Here is a 19,658-nt window from a genome sequence, read left to right as displayed (position 1 = left end):
TGCGCATCAAGGCAGCTTGCCTTTCGCTGCACGTTCCAGCTGCTGGTAGGCGCTGCTGTTGCGCGCCTGCTCGATGGCGGACCAGATCCGCTGCGACTGTTCGGGCCAGCGTTCGACCATCTGCCGCGACAGGATCAGGAAGTATGGCTTCTCGGCCAGGGGCTTGGGCAGCAGTTCGAGCTGCGCCGCGAGGGGGCCGTTCATCAGCGTGACGGCGTCGCTCCCGCCCACGGCGGCAGCGGCGATGCGGCCGGCGATCAGCTTGCGCGCCAGTTCGTCCGAGCGCTGGCTGCCTTCGTCCACCGTCACGTTCAGGCTGCGCAGCTGGTCGCCCACGGAGTAGCCCAGCTGGGCGCCGATGGCGCCGTCCACATTGCTCAAAACCTTGCCGTCCCAGCCCACCTTGCTGCCCTTGCGCCGCAGGAGCATGTAGCGGTCGATGTGCATGCGCTTGTTCGCATCCGGGCTGGCGCCGCCGGGGAACTCGCCGATGCTGCGGCGGTCGGACTTGTAGCTGACGGCGAAGGCGCCGTCCACCTCGTTGGCCTTGAGTTCGGCCAGGCAGCGCTTCCAGGGCATGGCCCGGTATTCGAATACGATGTTCTCGCGCCTGGCGACCATGTCCAGCAGGTCGAAGTTCAGGCCGCGGCCGTCCTGGCTGCGCCAGGGCAGCACGTCGGCGCGCTCGTAGCAGAGGGTGATGATGCGGGACGGGGATGCCCTGTCCGGCGACGGCGGGGGCGCGGGTTCGGCGGCGGCAAGGCCGGCCAGCGAAAGCAGCGCCACTGCGCCCGCGATCCGCCATGCCCTGCTATGCCACTTTGCTACCCTCATGCCGCCTCCCCGATTGGCTCAGGCTATAGTGTATGCAAAATTGCAAGGCAGCGATACATTCTCTAATACAATATTTCTTCCTTCGAGCGAATATGCGACACATCAGGCCAGGGATTTGACGGTGAAATCCACCCCCACCTCGTCCCACAGTTCCTGCTCCTTCTCGAACCAGTAGGCCACGGTGGGGTGCTCGGCCACCCAGGAACGGCGGAGTTCCAGTTCGATGCGGCTTTTTACGCGAAGTTTGAGCACCGAGAAGTCGGGCTCGATGCGCGAATGCATGAACAAAATGGCAAGACGCAGGGCCACCACGGCCTTGGCGAAGTCGCCGTCCGAAAGCTGCTCCTCCACCTTGCGCAGATTTCCCTTCTGCGCCATGACCAGGCGGCTCATGAGCCTCTGCTCGCGCGTGGTGAAGCCCGGCATGTCCGCGTTCTCGATCATGTAGGCGCCGTGCTTGTGGTAGCCGGTCTGCGACACCACCATGCCGATTTCATGGAGCAGCGCACTCCAGTACAGGGGACGGGCCATGGCCTCGCCCGCCGGTTTCGCGAGGCTGAACATGGCCAGGGCCATGTCCGCCACCTTCGCGGCGCGGGCTTCGTCCGCATGGAACTTGCGCAGGCAGTCCTGCACCGACTGTTCGCGGCGGTCCCGTTTCGTCGAGCGCAGGTAGAGGTCCCACATCACGCCCATGCGCAGGCCCGCCTCGATGGGCTCCGCCTGGGAGATGCCCAGCTCGTGGAAAACGCCGATCAGGATGGCCAGGCCGCCGATCACGGTGCCCGCGCGGTCTGGGCGCAGGCCGGGCATGTCGATGCGGCTCACGTGGCCGAGGGAGATGAAGCGCTGCTTGAGCGCCTCCAGGCTGGCCGGGGTCAGGCCCTTGCCCAGGTTGTTTTTCTCGATGATGTCGGCGATGGCGCGGATGGTGCCGGAAGAGCCGTAAGCCCGCTTCCAGTACTGGGGATGGTAAGGCGGCGCTCCGTCCTCGAAGTGGCTGCGCGCGGAGAGGATGGCGGCCTCGAACGATGGCGCGTCCACCCGGCCGCCCACGAAGAAGGCCATGCTCTGTTTCACGCTGCCCACGCTGAAGGATTCCACCCGTTCGATATCCGGCCCGCGGCCCAGAATCAGTTCCGTGGACCCGCCGCCGATGTCGATCACCAGGCGCCTTTCGGAGGGCTGGGCCAGCGATTGCGCCACGCCCATGTAGATCAGGCGCCCTTCCTCCTCGCCGGAGATGATTTCGATCGGCTGGCCGATGGCCTGCTCGGCCCGGGGAAGGAAGGCGGCCACATTGCGCGCCTGGCGCAGCGTGGAGGTGGCGACGACGCGGATGGCGTCGAGCTGGTAGGCCGCAAGCGCAGTGCGGAAGTTGCGCAGGCAGGCAATGGCGCGCTCGATGGCCTCTTCGCTCAGGTTGCCCGCGCTGTCCAGGCCTGCGGCGAGCCGGATCGGCTCGCGCATGCTTTTCAGGACGCGGATGGTGTCGCCGTCGTGCTTGCCGACGGAGAGGCGAAAACTGTTGGACCCGAGGTCGACCGCTGCGTACATGTAGGATTCCGTTTATATCGTTTATACGAAAATCCTAACACAGTACACCCTGCAGATGACGCGCCTATGACAGGCTGAACTCCTCGTCCGGCTCGGGCGCGGGGGCCGCCTCGGCCACCTGGTTGGCGCCGCGCAGCTTGGCCGCCTGCAGGGCTTCGTCGGCGCGCTTGAACAGGCTCACGGTGCTGTCGTCGGCGCGGATGGTGGTCACGCCCAGGCTGAGCGTGATATTGATCAGGGCCCGCTCGGCCTTCACCGGCTTCGCCGCCACGGCGCTGCGGATGCGCTCCGCCACGACAAGGGCATCCTGCAGGCTGGTGCGGGGCAGCTGGATCGCGAACTCGGCGCCGCCCAGGCGGCCTATCTGGTCGCTGTCGCGCAGCTGCTTGTTACAGGCATCGACCATGGCCTTGAGCACCGTGTCGCCGACGGGGTGGCCGTAGTGGTCGTTGATCGGCTTGAACTGGTCCAGCTCCAGCAGGATCAGGGCCGTGGGCTGGCCGGGACGGCGCGCCAGCGACATCCACGGCGCCAGCGCATTGTAGAAGCCGCGGCGGTTCGGCACGTCCGTAAGCGGGTCCACCACTTCCAGGCGGGCCAGCTCGCCCTGCAGCTTCTCGCGCGAGAGCAGCAGGTAACCGAAGCCGTTGGCCAGCATGAGCAGGTAGAACGCGCCGTAGCCCAGGCCCTGCATCAGGTTCGGGCTCACCCAGTACCAGCCTTCCGGCAGGATCAGGGGCGTCAGGCCGCGGTTGGCGATGGCCAGGGCCAGCACGGCGCTGGTCACCGCCAGGAAGCGGCGCAGCATGCTGCCCTCGGCCCAGCGGCGGGCCAGCGCGGCCACGCCCGCCAGCACGAAGGCCCCGGCGATGGCCGAACCGGCCGCCGCGCGCAGGCCCGACTCGGCGTCCCACAGATAGGATGCGAGATAGACGGCCAGTCCCGCCGCCAGCGCAGGCAGCAGGATGCGGCGCCAGCGCACGCGTCCGCCCGCCTCCCACAGCGCTCCCGCATCCAGGGCCAGGCCCGCCAGGAGCAGGCTGTTGGCTACGGGGCCCGCCAGCATCTCCGGCACGACGCCGCGAAAATACAACAGGAGCCAGGCCACGGCCTGGAACTGCTTGGCCATGGTCCAGGTGGTGAGGGCCAGCAGCTTGCGCGTCTGGTAGTCGTGAAAGAACAGCGCCGCGCACAGGGTCACATTGCCAAGTGCCAGCGCCAGGATCAGGGTTTTGATATCCATAGTTCAGCCGCGGAAGGCGGCGCGCTCAGACCTCGTGTTCCACATTCGTGCTGCCATCGCCCATGCGGCTGGCCCAGCCCTGCACGAACAGCGCCTTCTCCTCCTCGGTCGGCGCGTCGTGCCAGAACACGATCAGGGTGCCCTTGTGGTCGTGCAGCTGGCTGATCTTTTCGATCAGGTGCTGGTGTCCGGCCAGGTCGGCCAGCGCGGCCACGTAGCCGTACACCCGCGTCAGGCGTTCCAGGCGGTCCGGCTCGGTCAGGCTGTTGGTGGCGGTGATGGTGGGGTGGTCCAAAAACATATTGTCTCTCCGTAGCGCTGGCGGCTACCATGAGCTTATCAGAACTTCAGCAGCCATAACAAGCGAGCAAGATGCCCCCGTCTTCCGATGCCCGGCCGCGCGTGCGCCAGCGCGCGGGACGCCTGACGCTCGAATTCGCGCCGGGCGAGATCCAGAGCCAGATGGACCTGGCCGACCCGCACCGCCTCCTGCTGGCCTATGCGCGGGCCATGATGTGTTTTGTGCTCTTTAAACCACAGCCGCAGCATATCGTGATGGTGGGCCTGGGCGGCGGCTCCCTGGCCAAGTTCTGCCACCGCTACCTGCCGCACAGCCGCATCACGGTGCTGGAGCTGCGCGAGGACGTTATCGCCCTGCGCGAGCGCTTCGGGGTGCCGCCGGACAGCGAACGCTTTCGCGTCATCCACGCCGACGCCGCCAGCTTCATCGGGAAAATGAGCGGCAGCGCCGATGTGCTGCTCCTGGACGGCTTCGACAGCAAAGGCCTGCCGCCTGCCCTGGGCAGCGCCAGCTTCTATGCCCACTGCCGCCGCGCCCTGCGCCCGGACGGCCTGCTGGTAACGAATATCTTCAGCTACGACCCGCACTACGCCGACATGCTGCGCCGCCTGCGCGACTGCTTCCATGGCCGCACCTGCCAGTTCCGCGGCATCGCCGGAAACAACCGCATTGTTTTCGCTGTCAAGGCGGGAGCCGGTCCGGCGACCCATGCGGTACGCATGCAGCGGCGCGTGGCAGCCCGCCAGGGCCTCTGGCCGGGCATGGGTTTCGGCCTTGCGAACCGCCTGCTGGCGCACTGGGTGGTGGCCGCATTGCGGCGCCGCCGCTGAAAACTGTGGCAATTTGACAGTCGGCAGAACGCTGGTTTTGTGACAAACTGATGAGCGCGGCCCGAATCGCAGCAACATTAGTAAAAAGGAATTACATGGCGTTTCGCCGCAAGTCATCACCGGTATCCTACGCAGCGGCGTTGACGCTGGGCGCCGGCCTTGCGGCGACGGCAGTGCTCTTCCTCGCAGTCAGCCGCCTCGAATACGCAAAGCAGTCGCTCGGTTTCCAGCAGCGCGCCAGCATGCGCGTGGCCGCCATCCAGCGCGGCCTGGACGAAACCGTGGAAGTGCTCACGGTGACGAACCAGCTGTTCCGCACCGTGACGCCGGTAACGCGCGAACAGTTCCGCGTCTTCACCCGCCCCCTGCTGCAGCGCTATCCCTTCATCCAGGCCTTCAACTTCCACCGCATGCTGAACCACGGGCAGCGCCTGGCCTACGAAGCGGACATGCAGCGCAGCATACCCGGTTTCGCCGTACGCCAGATGACGGCCACCGGCCAGCAGCCTGCGCCGGTGAGTGAAAGCTACAATGTGGTCGATTACCTGGAGCCCATGCAGGGCAACGAAGCCGCTTTCGGCCTGGACGTAAGCCCGAACAAGGCGGTGCGTGCGGCCATCGAGCGCATTCTGCGTACCGGCAAACCGGCGGCCACCGCCCTCCTGCGGCTGGCGCAGGATCCGAAGCGCACCAACAGCTTCACCATGATCATGCCGGTCTACCAGCCGGGTGCGCCCCTCGATACCTATGAGCAGCGGCACAGCGCCTGGGTCGGCGATACGGCTGCCGTGATCCGCGCGCCCCACCTCGTGCACACCATCCTGCAATACGGCGGCCTGCTGGACGACAACCGGGTGCTGGTGCGCGTGTACGTGGGCGACGAACCCAATGAGGCCACCGCCGTCTACACCACAGGCCAGGCTCCCGCGTCGCCCGGCGGCCTCCTGAGCGTGCTGCCGGACTGGCTGGCGCCGGACTACCAGGACAGCGAAACGCAAACCTTCCAGGTGCTGGGCCAGCCCTGGCATGTGCGCATCGACGCCCTGCCCCGCCCCTTCCTGGCCGATCACCTGGGTTCCCTGAGCACCCTGCTGGGCGGCATTCTGTTCAGCGTCCTGGGCGCGGCACTGGTGCACACGCTGGTGCAGCGCTCGCGCCGGGTGCAGCTCCTGGTCGACGCGCGCACCGCCGACCTCCGGCGCAGCAACGAGAAGCTCAACGCCGACGTGCTGATGCGCCAGCGTACGGAGCGCGCCCTGCAGGAAAGCGAACAGCGCTTCCGCCGCCTGCTGGCCCTGTCCTCGGACTGGTACTGGGAGCAGGACGCGCAGTACCGCTTCACGCACATCACGGGCGGCTTCTTCGAGAAGGGCCACTTCAACAAGGACGACTATATCGGCCAGACGCGCTGGCAGGCCAACCCCGAAATGCTGAACACGAAATGGGGCCGCGAACACCAGGCCCTGCTCGATGCCCGCCTGCCCTTCTCCAACCTGGAATACTCGATGGTGGGCAACGACGGCGTGACGCGCTGGTTCCAGACCAGCGGTGAACCGGTCTACGACAGCAAGGGCGAATTCAAAGGCTACCGCGGCACGGGCAGCGAGATCACCGAACGCAAGGAAGCGGAGCAGCGCATCCAGCATATCGCCCACCACGACGTGCTCACCGGCCTGCCGAACCGCATGCTGCTGCAGGACCGGCTCTCGCAGGCCATCGCCTACGCCAACCGCAGCGGCCATCCGCTATGGGTGATGCTCATCGACCTTGACCGCTTCAAGTTCGTGAACGACACCATGGGCCACAAGGCGGGCGACCTGCTGCTGAAGACCATTGCCAGCCGCCTGCAGTCGAGCGTGCGCGAAAGCGACACCGTGGCCCGCCTCTCGGGCGACGAATTCGTGGCCATCCTCAGCGAATATCCGGATGAAACCCTTTCGCCCGATATCGTGGGCCGGGTGATGCGCGCGCTGGCCCAGCCCGTGCTCCTGGACGGCAAGGAATTCGCCGTCACCTGCTCCATCGGCGTCGCGGTCTACGAGGCGGACGGCACGCCCGCCCAGCACCTGATCGAGCATGCCGACATCGCCATGTACTCGGCCAAGAAGATGGGGCGCAACTGCTACCAGTTCTACCAGCCCGCCATGAACGAGGAAGCCCAGGAGCGGCTGCGCATCGAGGGCGCGCTGCGCAAGGCGCTGGAGCGCGGTGAGTTCGTGCTGCATTACCAGCCGCAGGTCGATATCGCCAGCGGGGACATCGTCGGCGTCGAAGCGCTGCTGCGCTGGCAGCACCCCGAGCTGGGCATGGTGCCGCCGGACCGCTTCATTTCGCTGGCCGAAGAAACAGGATTGATCGTGCCGATCGGCGCCTGGGTCATGCAAACGGCCTGCGCCCAGGCGCGCGCATGGCTGGACACCGGGCTGCCGGAACTGCGCATGGCCGTAAACCTCTCGGCGCGCCAGTTCGCGCAGCCGGGACTTGTCGCCTCCATCGAGAAGGTGCTGTCGGATACGGGGTTGCCCGCCCGCTGCCTGGAGCTGGAGCTCACGGAGAGTGTGTTCATGAACGACGTCACGCAGGCGGTCGGGCTGCTGCACGAGCTGAAGGCGTTGGGCGTGGCCCTCTCCATCGACGATTTCGGCACCGGGTATTCCAGCTTCTCCTACCTGCGCAACTTCCCCATCGACGTGCTCAAGATCGACCGCTCCTTCGTGGGCGACATCGGCCGCGACGGCGAAGAGGCGGACCAGGCGGCGATTGTGGTGTCCATCATCGCCCTGGCCCACAACCTCAAGCTGCGCGTGATTGCGGAAGGCGTGGAAACGGCGGCGCAGCTGGCCTTCCTGCGCCGTCACGCCTGCGACGAGATGCAGGGCTACCTGTTCAGCCGTCCGCTCGCGGCGGCGGATCTGCAGGCCATGCTGGAAGAGGAAAACGCGGAACGCCTGCGCGCTTAAGCAGGCTTTTTCTTTGCCCCATGCAGCGCGAGGCGCGCGGCCTTGCGCGCCTTGGCCTGCTCGAAGCGGGCAACCTGCTCCGGCGTCTGCGGCACCAGCTGCGGCACGGGCACCGGCTTGCGGTCGCCATCCACCGCCACCATCGTGAAATAGCAGCTGTTCGCATGGCGCACCAGGCGCTGCTGGATATTCTCGGTGACGACGCGGATGCCCACTTCCATGGACGTGGTGCCCGTGTAGTTCACGGACGCCAGGAAAGTCACCAGCTCGCCCACGTGGATAGGCTGGAGGAACATCACCTGGTCCACCGACAGGGTCACCACATAGCTGCCCGAATAGCGGCTGGCGCAGGCATAGGCCACGCTGTCCAGGAATTTCAGGATGGTGCCGCCGTGGACATTGCCGGAGAAATTGGCCATGTCGGGGGTCATCAGGACCGTCATCGTCAGCTCGTGGGCCGACCAGTGCATTGCGCTATCCATCGCGTGCTCATAAGTTGATCTGGAACAGGTGCATTTTACTTGCAATTCCCTTATGCTTGGCGACTGCTCTTTCAACCGAAAGGATCAATCATGAAGTGGAAAGTCCTGGCTGCGGGTATCGCCCTTGGCGCCGCCGCCACCGCGCAGGCTGCGCTCACAGCCGATCAGGTCAAATCGTTCACGCTGCCCAACGGGATGAAGTTCATCGTCCTGGAAAGCAGCTCCATCCCCAACGCGAACATGTACACCTTCTGGAAGGTAGGCTCGCGCAACGAGGCGCCCGGCACCACAGGCCTTTCCCACTTCTTCGAACACATGATGTTCAACGGCTCCAGGCACTACGGGCCCAAGATGTTCGACCGCACCATGGAAGCGAACGGCGGCTCCAACAACGCCTACACCAACAGCGACGTGACCGTGTACCAGGACTGGTTCCCCGCCTCGTCGCTGGAAACCATCTTCAAGCTTGAGAGTGACCGCATCGCCAACCTCTCCATCGACCCGAAGATGGTGGAAAGCGAGCGTGGCGTGGTGCTGTCCGAACGCAGCACGGGCCTGGAGAACTCCAATATCCGCATGCTGATGGAAGACCTGAACAGCGTCGCCTACACGGCCCATCCCTACTCCTGGCCCGTGATCGGCGTGGAGTCGGACATCAAGGCCTGGACGCAGCAGGACCTGAACAACTACTTCCGCACCTACTACGCGCCGAACAATGCGGTGGCCGTGATCGTGGGCGACGTGAAGGCGGACAAGGTGCAGGCCATGGCCGCCAAGTACTTCGGCTCCATTCCGAAGCGCGCCATGCCGCCCGCCGTGCGCACGGTGGAACCCGAACAAAAAGGCGAGCGCCGCCTCTTCGTCGCCAAGCCCTCCGCGACTTCCGCCAACCTGATGGTGGCCTACAAGGCGCCGCAGGCCGACCATGCCGACCACTACGCGCTGGACGTGCTGCAAACCCTGCTCACCGAAGGCAAGACCTCGCGCCTGTACAAGGCCCTGGTGGAGCAGCAGCTGGCCACCCAGGTCGGCGCCGACACCACGGACGGCTTCGACCCCGGCCTGCTCTATCTGTTCGCGGTTGCCGCCAACGGCGTGGAAGCCTCGCGTGTGGAGAAGGCCCTGCTGGCCGAAATCGACAAGCTCGTTGCCGAAGGCGTGAGCGAGCAGGAACTGCAGAAGGTGAAGAACCGCAAGCTGCTCAACCTCTACCGCGCCCAGGAAACCATCAACGGCAAGGCCCAGCAGCTGGGCAACTACGAAGTCTTCTTCGGCGGCTACAAGAAGATGTTCGACGCCGCGTCCGAATACGAAAAACTGAAACCGGCCGACATCCAGGCCGTCGCCGCCAAATACCTGAAGAAATCGCAGCGCACCATCGGCGTGCTCGCCGCGAAGGAGGAATGAGAATGATGAAGAAGCTGTTTGCAAGCGCGGTTGCGCTGACGCTGCTGGCCGCAAGCGCGGGCGCCGCCGAATTCCGCCTGCCCGCCTACGAAACTGCAAAACTGCCGAACGGCCTGACCGTGCTGCTGATGGAACGCCATGAAGTGCCGCTGATCGCCGTGCGGGCTGTCGTCAAGGCGGGCGCCGTCAACGACGGCAAGCAGGCGGGCCTGGCCAACCTGACCGGCGACGCCATCCTGCTGGGCAGCGAAAAGCACAACAAGGCCTATATCGACGAGGCATTCGACTTCCGCGGCGCCACGCTGGCGGGCGGCAGCAGCACCGAGATGAGCACCGTGCAGGCCAATTTCGCCAAGACCGATACCGATACGCTGCTGCCCCTGTTCGCCGAAATCGTGCAGCAGCCGGGCTTCGATGCGGCGGAACTGGACAAGCTGCGCACCCGCAAGGTGAGCGGCCTGAAACAGGCCAAGGAAAGCCCGCGCCAGGTGGCGGGCGTCTACTACCGCGCCATGCTGTTCGGCGACAGCGCCTACGGCAATCCCGCTGGCGGCACCGTCAACAGCCTGCAGGCCCTGAAGCAAAGCGACGTGAAGGCCTTCCACCAGCGCTACTTCCGTCCCGATAATGCAGCCATCGTCGTGGTGGGCGACTTCAAGGCCTCCGACATGCGGCGTCAGATCGAGAGCCTGTTCGGCGGCTGGAAAGCGGAAGGCCCGGCCCCGCAGCAGGCGGACAATGGCAAGGTCCAGAACGGCAAGGCGCGCGTCTGGCTGGTGAACAAGCCGGACGCCATCGAAACCACCTTCCTGATCGGCGGCGCGGGCATTGCGCGCAGCGATGCGGACTACGTTCCGCTGCAGGTGCTGAACACGGTGCTGGGCGGCCGCTTCACCTCCTGGCTGAACGACGAACTGCGTGTGAATTCGGGCCTGACCTATGGCGCCAACAGCGCCTTCTCGCCGCTCTCGCAGACCGGCACCTTCGCCATCTCCAGCTTCACGGCGCTGCCGAAGACCGAGGCTGCGCTGGACCTCGCGCTCAAGACCTACAACCGCCTGTGGGACAAGGGCATCGACAAGGCCACGCTCGATTCGGCCAAGGCCTACGTGAAGGGCCAGTACCCGCCGCGCTTCGAAACGAGCGAGCAGCTGGCCGGGCTGCTGGGCGAGATGTTCGCGCTGAACTTCGGCCGCGAGCAGATCGACAACTTCATGAAAGACGTCGACAGCCTGACGCCCGAACGCGCGCGCCAGCTGGTGGACAAGCATTTCCCGCGCAAGAACCTGCAGATGGTCCTGATCGGAAAGGCCGCCGATATCCGCCAGATCGCCGCCAAATACGGCGACGTCACCGAGCTCGACATCACCGCCGACGGCTTCCAGCCCTAGCTCCGTCGCTCCCGCGAAGGCGGGAGCCCAGGGGGGGGCACCCGGCGCTGATACTCCCCTGGGTCCCCGCCTTCGCGGGGACGACTGGTCAAAGGCTGTGGGATTCGATGTCGGCCAGCGATTCGCGGCCTTTGGGGGTGATCTCGAAGCCGCCTTCGATGGCGGCGATGTGCGATTTCTTGCCGAGGAAGGCCGCGACGTCGGCATCGATCGGCGTGCCCGGCGCGTCGGCCAGGCTGCGCAGCGCCAGGATGCAGCGGCGCAGGAACAGCGCCTCCTTGCCCTTGTCCGTCAGCGCAATGCGCCCGTCGCGGGAGATGCTGATGAACTTGATGCCCGAGAGCCGCTTGCTGTTGCGGCCCACGCAGGCGCTCGGTTTGCCCTTGATGCCGCGCCGTACTTCTTCCAGCGCGTTGTATTCGTCCGTACTGAGTTTTTCGTTTTTCATTGCTCGATGTCCATGAGGGCCTTGCGGCCGTCATGGTACGCGCCCCCGGGGGCGGCGGCAAGCAATCCCCTTATTTCAGGGCGCGCAGGCTCCACAGCAGCAGGCCCAGACCCGCGACGGCACCCGCGTAAATCATGGCGCGCAGCGTCGTATCGGTGCGGCGGCCCAGGTAGATTTTGTTGTGCAGCGAGTTCCCCATGATGAGCTCCATTGGTTTTGCTTGATGGATGAATCGATTATAAAAATACTTTATTGACGCACTTGTGACATGCAGCACAAAGTGTGCAATTTGTATCCGTGCGGCAACAGTTACCGCATCTCAATGCCGCGCCGCCCTTGGAAGCGCCCTGCTAGCATCGGCCCTCGAACAGCCTGTGGAGGTCACCATGCAAGAGCAGAAACCCGACAAGGCCGGCGAAGGCGGCCACCTCATCGACGAACCGGATATCGGCAGCGGCGAGAAAACGCCGGGCGAGAAGGAAACCGAAGAGGAGGTGCGCAAGATTCCGCAGCGCCCGCCCCAGCCGCCCCAGCCGCCTAAGCCTTGATCGGCACCTGCTTGCGCTGCGGTTCCTCGACCGGCGGCGCCTCGGGCACCGGCTGGATATCCGGCGGCGGCTCCTTCTCCGGTATCGGAGGCGGCGTTTCCGGGTCCGGCGTCTGGTGCGCCCGGACCGGACTGTCCGTATCGCGTTCCGTTCTCATCATTAGCTCCCCAACAATCTTGTCAAACCTATCATAACGGCTTTTGCACGAAGGGCGCGCGCGCCACGCCACTCAAGCAAAACGCAAGCCCCCCTTCCAAAATCGCAAATTGTGGCGCCCACCCCTGCGCCATACACTGGCCCTTCTTTCAACATGAAGGGCCGACATGTCCCAGTTCGATCTTTCCTTGATGCAGCAATGGGTGGGCCGCCGCGAAACGCTGCGCGACACGGCTGCACCCGGCCCCGTCGCCGCCCTGGCGGCCACGCTCGACCTGCCCGCAGCGCCGCGCGCCGGCGAGCCGCTTCCGCCCCTGTGGCACTGGATTCTGTTCTGGAGCGTGGCGCCCCAGTCCGGCCTGGGCGAGGACGGCCATCCACAGCGCGGCGGCTTCCTGCCGCCCATTCCCCTGCCGCGCCGCATGTGGGCAGGCGGACGGCTGACCTTCCCCGGCCAGCTCACCGTGGGCGCGGAACTTTCGCGCACCTCCACCATCCTCGACGTGAAGGACAAGACCGGCGCCACCGGCCCGCTGGCCTTCGTCACCGTGCGCCATGAGATAGCGCAGGAAGGCCGCGTCGCCGTCACCGAGGAACACGACATCGTCTACCGCGACATGCCGCAGCCCGGCGCTCCGGCGCCCGCGCCCAAGGCGCCGCCCACGGGCGCCCAGTGGTCGCGCGCTATCGCGCCGGACGCCGTTCTCCTGTTCCGCTATTCCGCCCTCACCTTCAACGGCCACCGCATCCACTACGACCGCAGCTATGTCACGGAGGTGGAAGGCTATCCGGGCCTGATCGTGCACGGCCCGCTGATCGCCACGCTGCTCATGGAGCTGCTGCGCGCCCAACTGCCTGCCGCGCGCGTCAAGGCATTCAGCTTCCGCGCCGTGTCGCCGCTGTTCGACGTCCATTCCTTCAGCGTCCATGGCAAGCAGGCAGGCGATGGCCGCGTCGTGCTGTGGGCCGAGAACCAACGGGGCGAGCTGGCCATGCAGGCCGAAGCCGATATCGATTTCTTCTGAGAGCAAACCATGCAGCATCAAAACGACCAGTACCAGGACATTCGCGACGCCGTGCGCGCGCTGTGCGCGGAATTCCCCTCTTCCTATTTCCGCGAAGTCGATGAGGCGCGCGGCTATCCCGAGAAATTCGTCAACGCGCTCACCGAGGCTGGCTGGCTCGCTGCGCTCATTCCGCAGGAGTACGGCGGCTCCGGCCTGGGCCTGACGGAAGCGTCCATCATCATGGAGGAGATCAACCGCAGCGGCGGCAACTCCGGCGCCTGCCACGGCCAGATGTACAACATGGGCACCCTCCTTCGTCACGGTTCAAAGGAGCAGAAAGAGTTCTATCTGCCGAAGATCGCCACCGGCGAGCTGCGCCTGCAATCGATGGCCGTGACGGAACCCACCACCGGCACCGACACCACGAAGATCAAGACCACGGCCGTGAAGAAAGGCGACCGCTACGTGATCAACGGCCAGAAGGTGTGGATCTCGCGCATCCAGCACTCGGACCTCATGATCCTGCTGGCCCGCACCACGCCTCTGGCGGAGGTGACGAAGAAGTCCGAAGGCATGTCCATCTTCCTCGTGGACCTGCGCGAAGCCATCGGCAAGGGCATGACCGTGCAGCCCATCCTGAACATGGTGAACCACGAAACCAATGAGCTCTTCTTCGAAAACTTGGAGATCCCGGCGGAGAACCTGATCGGCGAGGAAGGCAAGGGCTTCAAATACATCCTGGATGGCCTGAATGCCGAACGCACCCTGATCGCCGCCGAGTGCATCGGCGACGGCTACTGGTTCATCGACAAGGTGACAAAGTACGTGAACGAGCGCGTGGTGTTCGGCCGCCCCATCGGCCAGAACCAGGGCGTGCAGTTCCCGATTGCGAAAGCCTTCATCAACCTGGAAGCCGCAAACCTCATGCGCTACAAGGCCTGCGAGCTGTTCGATGCGCACCAGCCCTGCGGCACCCAGGCAAACATGGCCAAGATGCTGGCGGCGGACGCTTCCTGGGAGGCGGCGAACGCCTGCCTTCAGTTCCACGGCGGTTTCGGCTTCGCCCATGAGTACGACGTGGAGCGCAAGTTCCGCGAAACGCGCCTCTACCAGGTGGCGCCCATCTCCACCAACCTTATCCTGTCCTACGTGGCCGAACACGTGCTGGGCATGCCCCGTTCCTTCTGAGGAGGCCAACATGCGTCCACTCGACGGCATCACCGTCATCACCCTGGAACATGCCATCGCGGCGCCCTTCTGCACGCGCCAGCTGGCCGATCTCGGCGCCCGCGTGATCAAGGTGGAGCGGCCCGGCGTGGGCGATTTCGCCCGCGCTTACGATGCGCGCGCACGCGGCCTCGCCTCCCATTTCGTGTGGACCAACCGCTCCAAGGAGAGCCTCACGCTCGACGTGAAGCACGGGGAAGCCACGCGCATCCTGGACAAGCTGCTGGCGGACGCCGACGTGCTGGTACAGAACCTTGCGCCGGGCGCAGCGGCGCGCCTGGGCCTCTCCTACGAGGCGCTGAGCGAACGCTATCCGCGCCTGATCGTCTGCGACATCTCGGGCTACGGCGCGGATGGCCCTTACCGCGACAAGAAAGCCTACGACCTCCTGATCCAGAGCGAATCCGGCTTCCTTTCCATTACCGGTTCGCCGGAGGAACCCGCCAAGGCAGGCTGCTCCATCGCCGATATCGCCGCTGGCATGTACGCCTACACGAATATTCTCGCGGCCCTTATCCAGCGCGGCAAGACCGGCAAGGGCTGCAATATCGACGTGTCCATGCTGGAAAGCCTGGCCGAGTGGATGAACTATCCCTTGTACTACGCAATGGACGGCGCCTCGCCGCCGCCGCGGGCAGGCGCCGCGCACGCCACCATCTATCCCTATGGTCCCTTCCCTGCAGGCGACGGCAAGACTGTGATGCTCGGCCTGCAGAACGAACGGGAATGGGCGCTGTTCTGCGAGAAGGTGCTGCTGCAGCCTTCACTGGCCGCCAATCCGCGTTTCGCATCCAATGCTGCCCGCAATGCGGCCCGCACCGAACTGCGCTCCATCATCGACGAGGTGTTCATGAAGCTGAGCGCCGAGCAGGTGATCGAGCGCCTGGACAGCGCGCAAATCGCGAATGCCCACCTGAACGACATGCACGACCTGTGGGAGCACGCCCAGTTGAAGGCGCGCGGCCGCTGGACGGAGGTGCCGACACCGGCGGGTTCAATCCCCGCCCTGCTGCCGCCCGGCGTGCCGAATACCTGGGAGGCGCGCATGGACGAAGTGCCGGCACTTGGCCAGCATACCGAAACCATCCTGTCCGGCCTTGGCTACGCGCCCGAGGCCATCGCCGCGCTGCGCGAACAGCAAGCCATTTGAGCAAGAGGAGAACATGAGCGAACATCCATCGCAGCAGCTGGCTGCCTTTGCGGCCAATCTGCAATTCCAGGACATACCGGAGAACGTCGTCCGCCGCGCCGAAGACCTGTTCCTGGACTGGATCGGCTCCGCGCTGGCAGGCAAAGGAGCCAGGCCGGTCGAAACCATCGCCGCGTTTGCGCAGCAGATGGGCGCACTCGGCCCCTGTGAAGTGCTGATCTCCCGCACGCGCAGCACCCCGCTGTTCGCCGCCCTGGTGAACGGCGCCTCCTCCCATTTCGCCGAGCAGGACGATGTGCACAACGGCTCCGTCTTCCATCCCGCCGCCGTCGTGTTCCCGGCCGCGCTGGCGGTGGCGCAGTCCCTCGGCAGCAGCGGGAAGGAACTGCTGTGCGCCGTCACCGCGGGCTATGAGGTGGGCATCCGCGTGGGTGAGTTCCTGGGCCGCTCGCACTACAAGATCTTCCACACCACCGGCACGGCAGGAACTATCGCCGCGGCTGCCGCCGCAGGCAGCCTGCTCAAGCTGACGCCTGAACAGATGCTGCATGCCTTCGGTTCCGCAGGCACGCAGGCCGCAGGGCTGTGGGAATTCCTGCGCGACGCGGCGGATTCGAAACAGCTGCATACGGCGAAAGCCGCCAGCGACGGCCTCATGGCGGCCTACCTCGCGCAGGGCGGCTTTACCGGCGCGCGCCGCATTCTGGAAGGCGCGCAGGGCATGGCCGCCGGAATGTCGCGCGATGCAGATCCGTCGAAGCTCACCGACCGCCTGGGCCAGCGCTGGGCGCTCGCCGAAACCTCCTTCAAGTTCCACGCCTCCTGCCGCCATACCCACCCTGCCGCCGATGCGCTGCTGCAGGTGATGGGCGAACACGGACTGACTGCGGAACGGATCGCGCGCGTGGAAGCTTATGTGCATCAGGGCGCCATCGATGTGCTGGGCCCCGTCGTCAATCCGCAAACCGTCCACCAGGCGAAGTTCTCGATGGGTACGGTGCTCGGGCTGATTGCGGAGTTCAGGATTGCAGGCCTGACGGAATTCGAGAACTACTACAACGACCCGCGCATTGCCGATTTCCGCAGCAAAGTGCATATGGTTCTGGACGAGGAAGTCGATGCCGCCTATCCGGAACGCTGGATCGGGAAGGTAGCGGTCACCACCACCGATGGCCGCATTCTGGGTGGACGCGTCGACGAGCCTAAGGGAGATCCGGGCAACACCCTGAGCCGCCGCGAGCTGCACGACAAGGCTGTGCGCCTCGCCGCATTCTCCGGCGCAGCGGCAGAAGACGAAATGAACGCGGTGGCGGACAAGGTCTGGTCCATGGCCCGCCTGCCGCAAGTGGGCAGCCTGCTGTGACGCGCTCCTACCTCTTCGTTCCCGGCAACCGCCCCGAGCGCTTCGGCAAGGCCTGCGCGGCAGGCGCGGGGGCAGTCATTGTGGACCTGGAAGACGCCGTGCCGGCCGAAGCGAAGGCCGGCGCACGCGAGGCGCTTGCAGCATGGCTGGAAGCGGCAACGCCGGGCGTACCCTTACTGGTGCGTATCAATTCGGCCGACAGCGCATGGTTCGCCGACGATCTCGCCATGTGCCGCCTGGCCGGCCCGCGCCTCGCCGGCATCGTGCTGCCGAAAGCCGAACGCCTCGACCATATCGCCCGCGCTGCCAGCGCAGCAGCGGTCTATCCGCTGATCGAAACTGCGGCAGGCATCGCCGCTGTGGAAGCACTGGCGGCAGGGCCGCGAGTCGAACGGCTGATGTTCGGCTCCATCGACTTCGCTCTCGATCTCGGCATCACGGACGAGCGGGAAGGCCTGCTGCTGTTCCGATCCCGCCTGGTGCTCGCCTCCCGCCTTGCAGGGCTGGGCGCGCCGGTGGATGGCGTCACCACCGCCATCGACGATGAGGCACGGATCGGCAGCGATGCGTGCTACGCGCGCGGCCTCGGCTTCGGCGCCAAGCTGTGCATCCATCCCAGGCAGCTGGCGGCAGTGCACGCGGCATTTTCGCCAAGCGCGGAGGACGTCGCCTGGGCCAGGCGCGTCGTGGACGCCGCACAGGCCTCGAACGGCGCAGCAGTGGCCGTGGACGGCCGCATGATCGACCGTCCCGTAATCCTCGCCGCAGAACAGATTCTCAAATCCCTTTAACAAGGCCGCAAGAGCCCCTACTCACTCTGGAGACACCCAATGAAACTGAAGTCCATCATCTTCGCCTTCGCCACATTCTCCGCCGCGGGCGCCTACGCGCAAGCGCCCATCGTCATCAAGTTCAGCCACGTAACCACGGCCGACACGCCCAAGGGCAAAGGCGCCGAGAAGTTCAAGGAGCTTGCGGAGGCAGCCACCAAGGGCCGTGTGAAAGTCGAGGTTTACCCGAACAGCCAGCTTTACAAGGACAAGGAAGAACTGGAAGCGCTGCAGATGGGCGCCGTGCAGATGCTCGCCCCATCCCTGTCGAAATTCGGGCCGCTGGGCGTGAAGGAATTCGAGGTCTACGACATTCCCTACATCCTGCCGAGCAAGGCCGCGCTGCAGCGCGTGAACGAAGGGCCGGTGGGCAAATCGCTGTTCAAGAAGCTGGAGCCGAAGGGCATTGTCGGCCTGGCCTACTGGGACAATGGCTTCAAGGACATGACCTCGAACAAGCCGCTGCGAGTACCCGCGGATTTCCGAGGGCAGAAGCTGCGCATCCAGTCCTCGAAAGTGCTGGATGCCCAGATGCGCGCCCTGGGCGCCAACCCGCAGGTGCTGGCCTTCTCGGAGGTGTACCAGGGCATGCAGACGGGCGTGGTAGATGGCGGCGAGAACACGCCGTCCAACATCTACACCCAGAAGATGCATGAGGTGCAGAAGTACCTGACGGTGAGCGACCATGGCTACATCGGCTATGCCGTCATCGTGAACAAGAAGTTCTGGGATGCGCTGCCGGGCGATATCCGTACCGCGCTGGAAGGCGCCATGGCGCAGGCCACCACCTACGCCAACCACATTGCGCAGCAGGAGAACGATGCGGCGCTCGACGGCATCCGCAAGTCCGGCAAGACGGAGATCATTACGCTCACGCCGCAGCAGAAGGCCGAATGGCGCAAGGCCCTGCTGCCCGTGCAGGGCGCAGTGGCAGGCCGCGTGGGCAAGGACCTGATCGACGCCTTCAACCGCGAGGCGGCAGCCGCCGAAGCCGTCAAGTAAGCGCGGAGGGGGCAACGCCCCCTTCCTGCTCCTGGCTGTTGCAGATAAAGTCCACCAGCTCCCGCGCGTACAGCGGCAAGGCGTCCAGCTTCTGCACCACTACGCTGCGCTCGCGTACGGCCCAGGGTTCCCGCAGTTCCACCAGCGCCAGCTTCATTCCTCGGCTCAGCCTCAGCGCCGAGGAGTGCGGCAGGATCGCCACCCCAACATTGTTCTCCACCATGCGGCACATGGCCTCGAAGCCCCGCACCTGGATGCGCAGCTGCAGCCGCTGGCCGCTTTCCGAGGCCATGCGGTTCAGGAAGTGCTGCAGGGTGCTGCCTTCGTGCAGGCCGATGTGCTGGTAGTCCAGCGTTTGCGCGAATTCCACGGTCCCCGCTCCGGCGAGCGGATGGTCCAGGGCAGTGGCCAGCACCAGCCTGTCCGTGGAAAAATTGATGACCTCCAGTCCCGCGCCGGTAACGGGTCCGGCCACGATGCCGATATCGGCCGTGCCTTCCTGAATCCCGCGCAGGATGTCCTGGTTCAGGCGCTCTTCCAGCGCCACGTTCACCTGCGGATGGCGGCTGAGGAAGCGCCCCAGCACCTCCGGCATGAACTCCGTGACCGCCGTGGTGTTGGCGAAGATGCGGATATGGCCCTTGATGCCGTTGTTATACTGCTGCATCTCGCTCTTCAGCCTTTCCACCTGCTGCATGAACTGCTGGGCATGCGCCAGCAGCGTTTCCCCTGCGGGCGAGAGCTGCACGCCCTTGTTCTCGCGGTACAGCAGCCGCGTGCCGAAGCGCGTTTCCAGCTCCTTGACGCGGTTGCTTGCCGCCGCCAGCGACATGTGCATGCGCTCCGCGCTGCGCGTAAGGCTTTTCAGCTCGGCGATATGAATGAAGAGGCGCAGGTCTGTCAGGTCGAATAGCATGACGCT

General features: G+C 65.3%; 20 protein-coding genes. 11 read left to right on the top strand and 9 right to left on the bottom strand.

Annotated elements, in window-relative coordinates:
- Positions 1-6: 6 nt before the first annotated feature.
- From LSQ66_RS05990 to LSQ66_RS05975, 4 genes are all read right to left on the bottom strand, one after another.
- The gene (locus LSQ66_RS05990) at positions 7-834 is read right to left on the bottom strand and encodes a substrate-binding periplasmic protein (protein WP_231768880.1); all 828 of its coding nucleotides are present in this window, start codon (positions 832-834) and stop codon (positions 7-9) included.
- A 102-nt stretch (positions 835-936) separates the two neighbouring features.
- Positions 937-2,391 carry a Ppx/GppA phosphatase family protein gene (locus tag LSQ66_RS05985; RefSeq protein WP_231768879.1) on the bottom strand — a complete coding sequence of 485 codons (1,455 nt, stop codon included), beginning with the start codon at positions 2,389-2,391 and terminating at the stop codon, positions 937-939.
- Positions 2,392-2,455: 64 nt separating this feature from the next.
- Positions 2,456-3,634 (bottom strand): GGDEF domain-containing protein, encoded by a 1,179-nt coding sequence (locus tag LSQ66_RS05980; RefSeq protein ID WP_231768878.1) that lies wholly within the window; start codon positions 3,632-3,634, stop codon positions 2,456-2,458.
- A gap of 25 nt (positions 3,635-3,659) precedes the next feature.
- Positions 3,660-3,935 (bottom strand): hypothetical protein, encoded by a 276-nt coding sequence (locus LSQ66_RS05975; protein ID WP_231768877.1) that lies wholly within the window; start codon positions 3,933-3,935, stop codon positions 3,660-3,662.
- Positions 3,936-4,006: 71 nt separating this feature from the next.
- On the opposite strand from LSQ66_RS05975, the gene LSQ66_RS05970 reads away from it, so the two are divergent.
- Positions 4,007-4,765, top strand: coding sequence for a spermine/spermidine synthase domain-containing protein (locus tag LSQ66_RS05970; RefSeq protein ID WP_231768876.1), 759 nt, complete (start codon positions 4,007-4,009; stop codon positions 4,763-4,765).
- A 95-nt stretch (positions 4,766-4,860) separates the two neighbouring features.
- Positions 4,861-7,725 (top strand): bifunctional diguanylate cyclase/phosphodiesterase, encoded by a 2,865-nt coding sequence (locus tag LSQ66_RS05965; protein ID WP_231768875.1) that lies wholly within the window; start codon positions 4,861-4,863, stop codon positions 7,723-7,725.
- Here LSQ66_RS05965 and LSQ66_RS05960 read toward each other — a convergent pair.
- Positions 7,722-8,195, bottom strand: coding sequence for an acyl-CoA thioesterase (locus LSQ66_RS05960; protein ID WP_231770063.1), 474 nt, complete (start codon positions 8,193-8,195; stop codon positions 7,722-7,724). The two genes, LSQ66_RS05965 and LSQ66_RS05960, sit on opposite strands and share 4 nt — an antisense overlap.
- Positions 8,196-8,297: 102 nt before the next feature.
- Between LSQ66_RS05960 and LSQ66_RS05955 the strand changes: the two genes are divergently transcribed.
- Both LSQ66_RS05955 and LSQ66_RS05950 read left to right on the top strand, forming a co-directional pair.
- Positions 8,298-9,614 (top strand): M16 family metallopeptidase, encoded by a 1,317-nt coding sequence (locus LSQ66_RS05955; RefSeq protein ID WP_231768874.1) that lies wholly within the window; start codon positions 8,298-8,300, stop codon positions 9,612-9,614.
- A 2-nt stretch (positions 9,615-9,616) separates the two neighbouring features.
- A complete protein-coding gene (locus tag LSQ66_RS05950; RefSeq protein WP_231768873.1) occupies positions 9,617-11,005 on the top strand; it encodes a M16 family metallopeptidase in 1,389 nt (462 codons plus the stop codon).
- A gap of 88 nt (positions 11,006-11,093) precedes the next feature.
- On the opposite strand, the gene LSQ66_RS05945 is transcribed toward LSQ66_RS05950, so the two are convergent.
- Both LSQ66_RS05945 and LSQ66_RS24680 read right to left on the bottom strand, forming a co-directional pair.
- Entirely contained in the window at positions 11,094-11,453 is a 360-nt protein-coding gene (locus LSQ66_RS05945; RefSeq protein ID WP_231768872.1) for a hypothetical protein, read from the bottom strand.
- 70 nt (positions 11,454-11,523) lie between these two features.
- Entirely contained in the window at positions 11,524-11,652 is a 129-nt protein-coding gene (locus LSQ66_RS24680) for a hypothetical protein (RefSeq protein WP_269449148.1), read from the bottom strand.
- A 187-nt stretch (positions 11,653-11,839) separates the two neighbouring features.
- On the opposite strand from LSQ66_RS24680, the gene LSQ66_RS05940 reads away from it, so the two are divergent.
- Entirely contained in the window at positions 11,840-12,001 is a 162-nt protein-coding gene (locus tag LSQ66_RS05940) for a hypothetical protein (protein ID WP_231768871.1), read from the top strand.
- Here the strand turns inward: LSQ66_RS05940 and LSQ66_RS05935 are convergent.
- On the bottom strand, positions 11,991-12,161 hold the full coding sequence (locus LSQ66_RS05935; RefSeq protein WP_231768870.1) for a hypothetical protein: 171 nt from the start codon (positions 12,159-12,161) through the stop codon (positions 11,991-11,993). The genes LSQ66_RS05940 and LSQ66_RS05935 overlap by 11 nt on opposite strands.
- A 163-nt stretch (positions 12,162-12,324) precedes the next feature.
- On the opposite strand from LSQ66_RS05935, the gene LSQ66_RS05930 reads away from it, so the two are divergent.
- From LSQ66_RS05930 to LSQ66_RS05905, 6 genes are read left to right on the top strand one after another with little or no spacing between them, the layout of a single operon-like run.
- On the top strand, positions 12,325-13,182 hold the full coding sequence (locus tag LSQ66_RS05930) for an FAS1-like dehydratase domain-containing protein (RefSeq protein WP_231768869.1): 858 nt from the start codon (positions 12,325-12,327) through the stop codon (positions 13,180-13,182).
- A 9-nt stretch (positions 13,183-13,191) separates the two neighbouring features.
- Complete coding sequence (locus LSQ66_RS05925; RefSeq protein ID WP_231768868.1) at positions 13,192-14,352, top strand: acyl-CoA dehydrogenase family protein; 1,161 nt, start codon at positions 13,192-13,194, stop codon at positions 14,350-14,352.
- Positions 14,353-14,362: 10 nt separating this feature from the next.
- Entirely contained in the window at positions 14,363-15,541 is a 1,179-nt protein-coding gene (locus LSQ66_RS05920; protein ID WP_231768867.1) for a CaiB/BaiF CoA transferase family protein, read from the top strand.
- 13 nt (positions 15,542-15,554) lie between these two features.
- Positions 15,555-16,904 (top strand): MmgE/PrpD family protein, encoded by a 1,350-nt coding sequence (locus tag LSQ66_RS05915; RefSeq protein WP_231768866.1) that lies wholly within the window; start codon positions 15,555-15,557, stop codon positions 16,902-16,904.
- Positions 16,901-17,695: an HpcH/HpaI aldolase/citrate lyase family protein gene (locus tag LSQ66_RS05910; RefSeq protein ID WP_231768865.1), complete on the top strand. Its 795-nt coding sequence runs from the start codon at positions 16,901-16,903 to the stop codon at positions 17,693-17,695. Before LSQ66_RS05915 ends, LSQ66_RS05910 begins: the two co-directional genes overlap by 4 nt.
- Before the next feature lie 39 nt (positions 17,696-17,734).
- A complete protein-coding gene (locus tag LSQ66_RS05905; RefSeq protein WP_231768864.1) occupies positions 17,735-18,736 on the top strand; it encodes a TRAP transporter substrate-binding protein in 1,002 nt (333 codons plus the stop codon).
- On the opposite strand, the gene LSQ66_RS05900 is transcribed toward LSQ66_RS05905, so the two are convergent.
- On the bottom strand, positions 18,729-19,652 hold the full coding sequence (locus LSQ66_RS05900) for a LysR family transcriptional regulator (RefSeq protein WP_231768863.1): 924 nt from the start codon (positions 19,650-19,652) through the stop codon (positions 18,729-18,731). The two genes, LSQ66_RS05905 and LSQ66_RS05900, sit on opposite strands and share 8 nt — an antisense overlap.
- Positions 19,653-19,658: the final 6 nt, after the last annotated feature.

It is taken from the genome of Massilia endophytica (assembly GCF_021165955.1).
GTDB lineage: Bacteria > Pseudomonadota > Gammaproteobacteria > Burkholderiales > Burkholderiaceae_D > Rugamonas > Rugamonas endophytica.
This window is presented reverse-complemented; position numbering and strand designations above follow the sequence as displayed.

What these genes read in the sequence shown, in the direction of transcription:
- LSQ66_RS05990 (WP_231768880.1), bottom strand. Translation starts at nt 834, where the DNA reads ATGAGGGTAGCAAAGTGGCATAGCAGGGCATGGCGGATCGCGGGCGCA.
- LSQ66_RS05985 (WP_231768879.1), bottom strand. Translation starts at nt 2,391, where the DNA reads ATGTACGCAGCGGTCGACCTCGGGTCCAACAGTTTTCGCCTCTCCGTC.
- LSQ66_RS05980 (WP_231768878.1), bottom strand. Translation starts at nt 3,634, where the DNA reads ATGGATATCAAAACCCTGATCCTGGCGCTGGCACTTGGCAATGTGACC.
- LSQ66_RS05975 (WP_231768877.1), bottom strand. Translation starts at nt 3,935, where the DNA reads ATGTTTTTGGACCACCCCACCATCACCGCCACCAACAGCCTGACCGAG.
- LSQ66_RS05970 (WP_231768876.1), top strand. Translation starts at nt 4,007, where the DNA reads ATGCCCCCGTCTTCCGATGCCCGGCCGCGCGTGCGCCAGCGCGCGGGA.
- LSQ66_RS05965 (WP_231768875.1), top strand. Translation starts at nt 4,861, where the DNA reads ATGGCGTTTCGCCGCAAGTCATCACCGGTATCCTACGCAGCGGCGTTG.
- LSQ66_RS05960 (WP_231770063.1), bottom strand. Translation starts at nt 8,195, where the DNA reads ATGCACTGGTCGGCCCACGAGCTGACGATGACGGTCCTGATGACCCCC.
- LSQ66_RS05955 (WP_231768874.1), top strand. Translation starts at nt 8,298, where the DNA reads ATGAAGTGGAAAGTCCTGGCTGCGGGTATCGCCCTTGGCGCCGCCGCC.
- LSQ66_RS05950 (WP_231768873.1), top strand. Translation starts at nt 9,617, where the DNA reads ATGATGAAGAAGCTGTTTGCAAGCGCGGTTGCGCTGACGCTGCTGGCC.
- LSQ66_RS05945 (WP_231768872.1), bottom strand. Translation starts at nt 11,453, where the DNA reads ATGAAAAACGAAAAACTCAGTACGGACGAATACAACGCGCTGGAAGAA.
- LSQ66_RS24680 (WP_269449148.1), bottom strand. Translation starts at nt 11,652, where the DNA reads ATGGGGAACTCGCTGCACAACAAAATCTACCTGGGCCGCCGCACCGAT.
- LSQ66_RS05940 (WP_231768871.1), top strand. Translation starts at nt 11,840, where the DNA reads ATGCAAGAGCAGAAACCCGACAAGGCCGGCGAAGGCGGCCACCTCATC.
- LSQ66_RS05935 (WP_231768870.1), bottom strand. Translation starts at nt 12,161, where the DNA reads ATGATGAGAACGGAACGCGATACGGACAGTCCGGTCCGGGCGCACCAG.
- LSQ66_RS05930 (WP_231768869.1), top strand. Translation starts at nt 12,325, where the DNA reads ATGTCCCAGTTCGATCTTTCCTTGATGCAGCAATGGGTGGGCCGCCGC.
- LSQ66_RS05925 (WP_231768868.1), top strand. Translation starts at nt 13,192, where the DNA reads ATGCAGCATCAAAACGACCAGTACCAGGACATTCGCGACGCCGTGCGC.
- LSQ66_RS05920 (WP_231768867.1), top strand. Translation starts at nt 14,363, where the DNA reads ATGCGTCCACTCGACGGCATCACCGTCATCACCCTGGAACATGCCATC.
- LSQ66_RS05915 (WP_231768866.1), top strand. Translation starts at nt 15,555, where the DNA reads ATGAGCGAACATCCATCGCAGCAGCTGGCTGCCTTTGCGGCCAATCTG.
- LSQ66_RS05905 (WP_231768864.1), top strand. Translation starts at nt 17,735, where the DNA reads ATGAAACTGAAGTCCATCATCTTCGCCTTCGCCACATTCTCCGCCGCG.
- LSQ66_RS05900 (WP_231768863.1), bottom strand. Translation starts at nt 19,652, where the DNA reads ATGCTATTCGACCTGACAGACCTGCGCCTCTTCATTCATATCGCCGAG.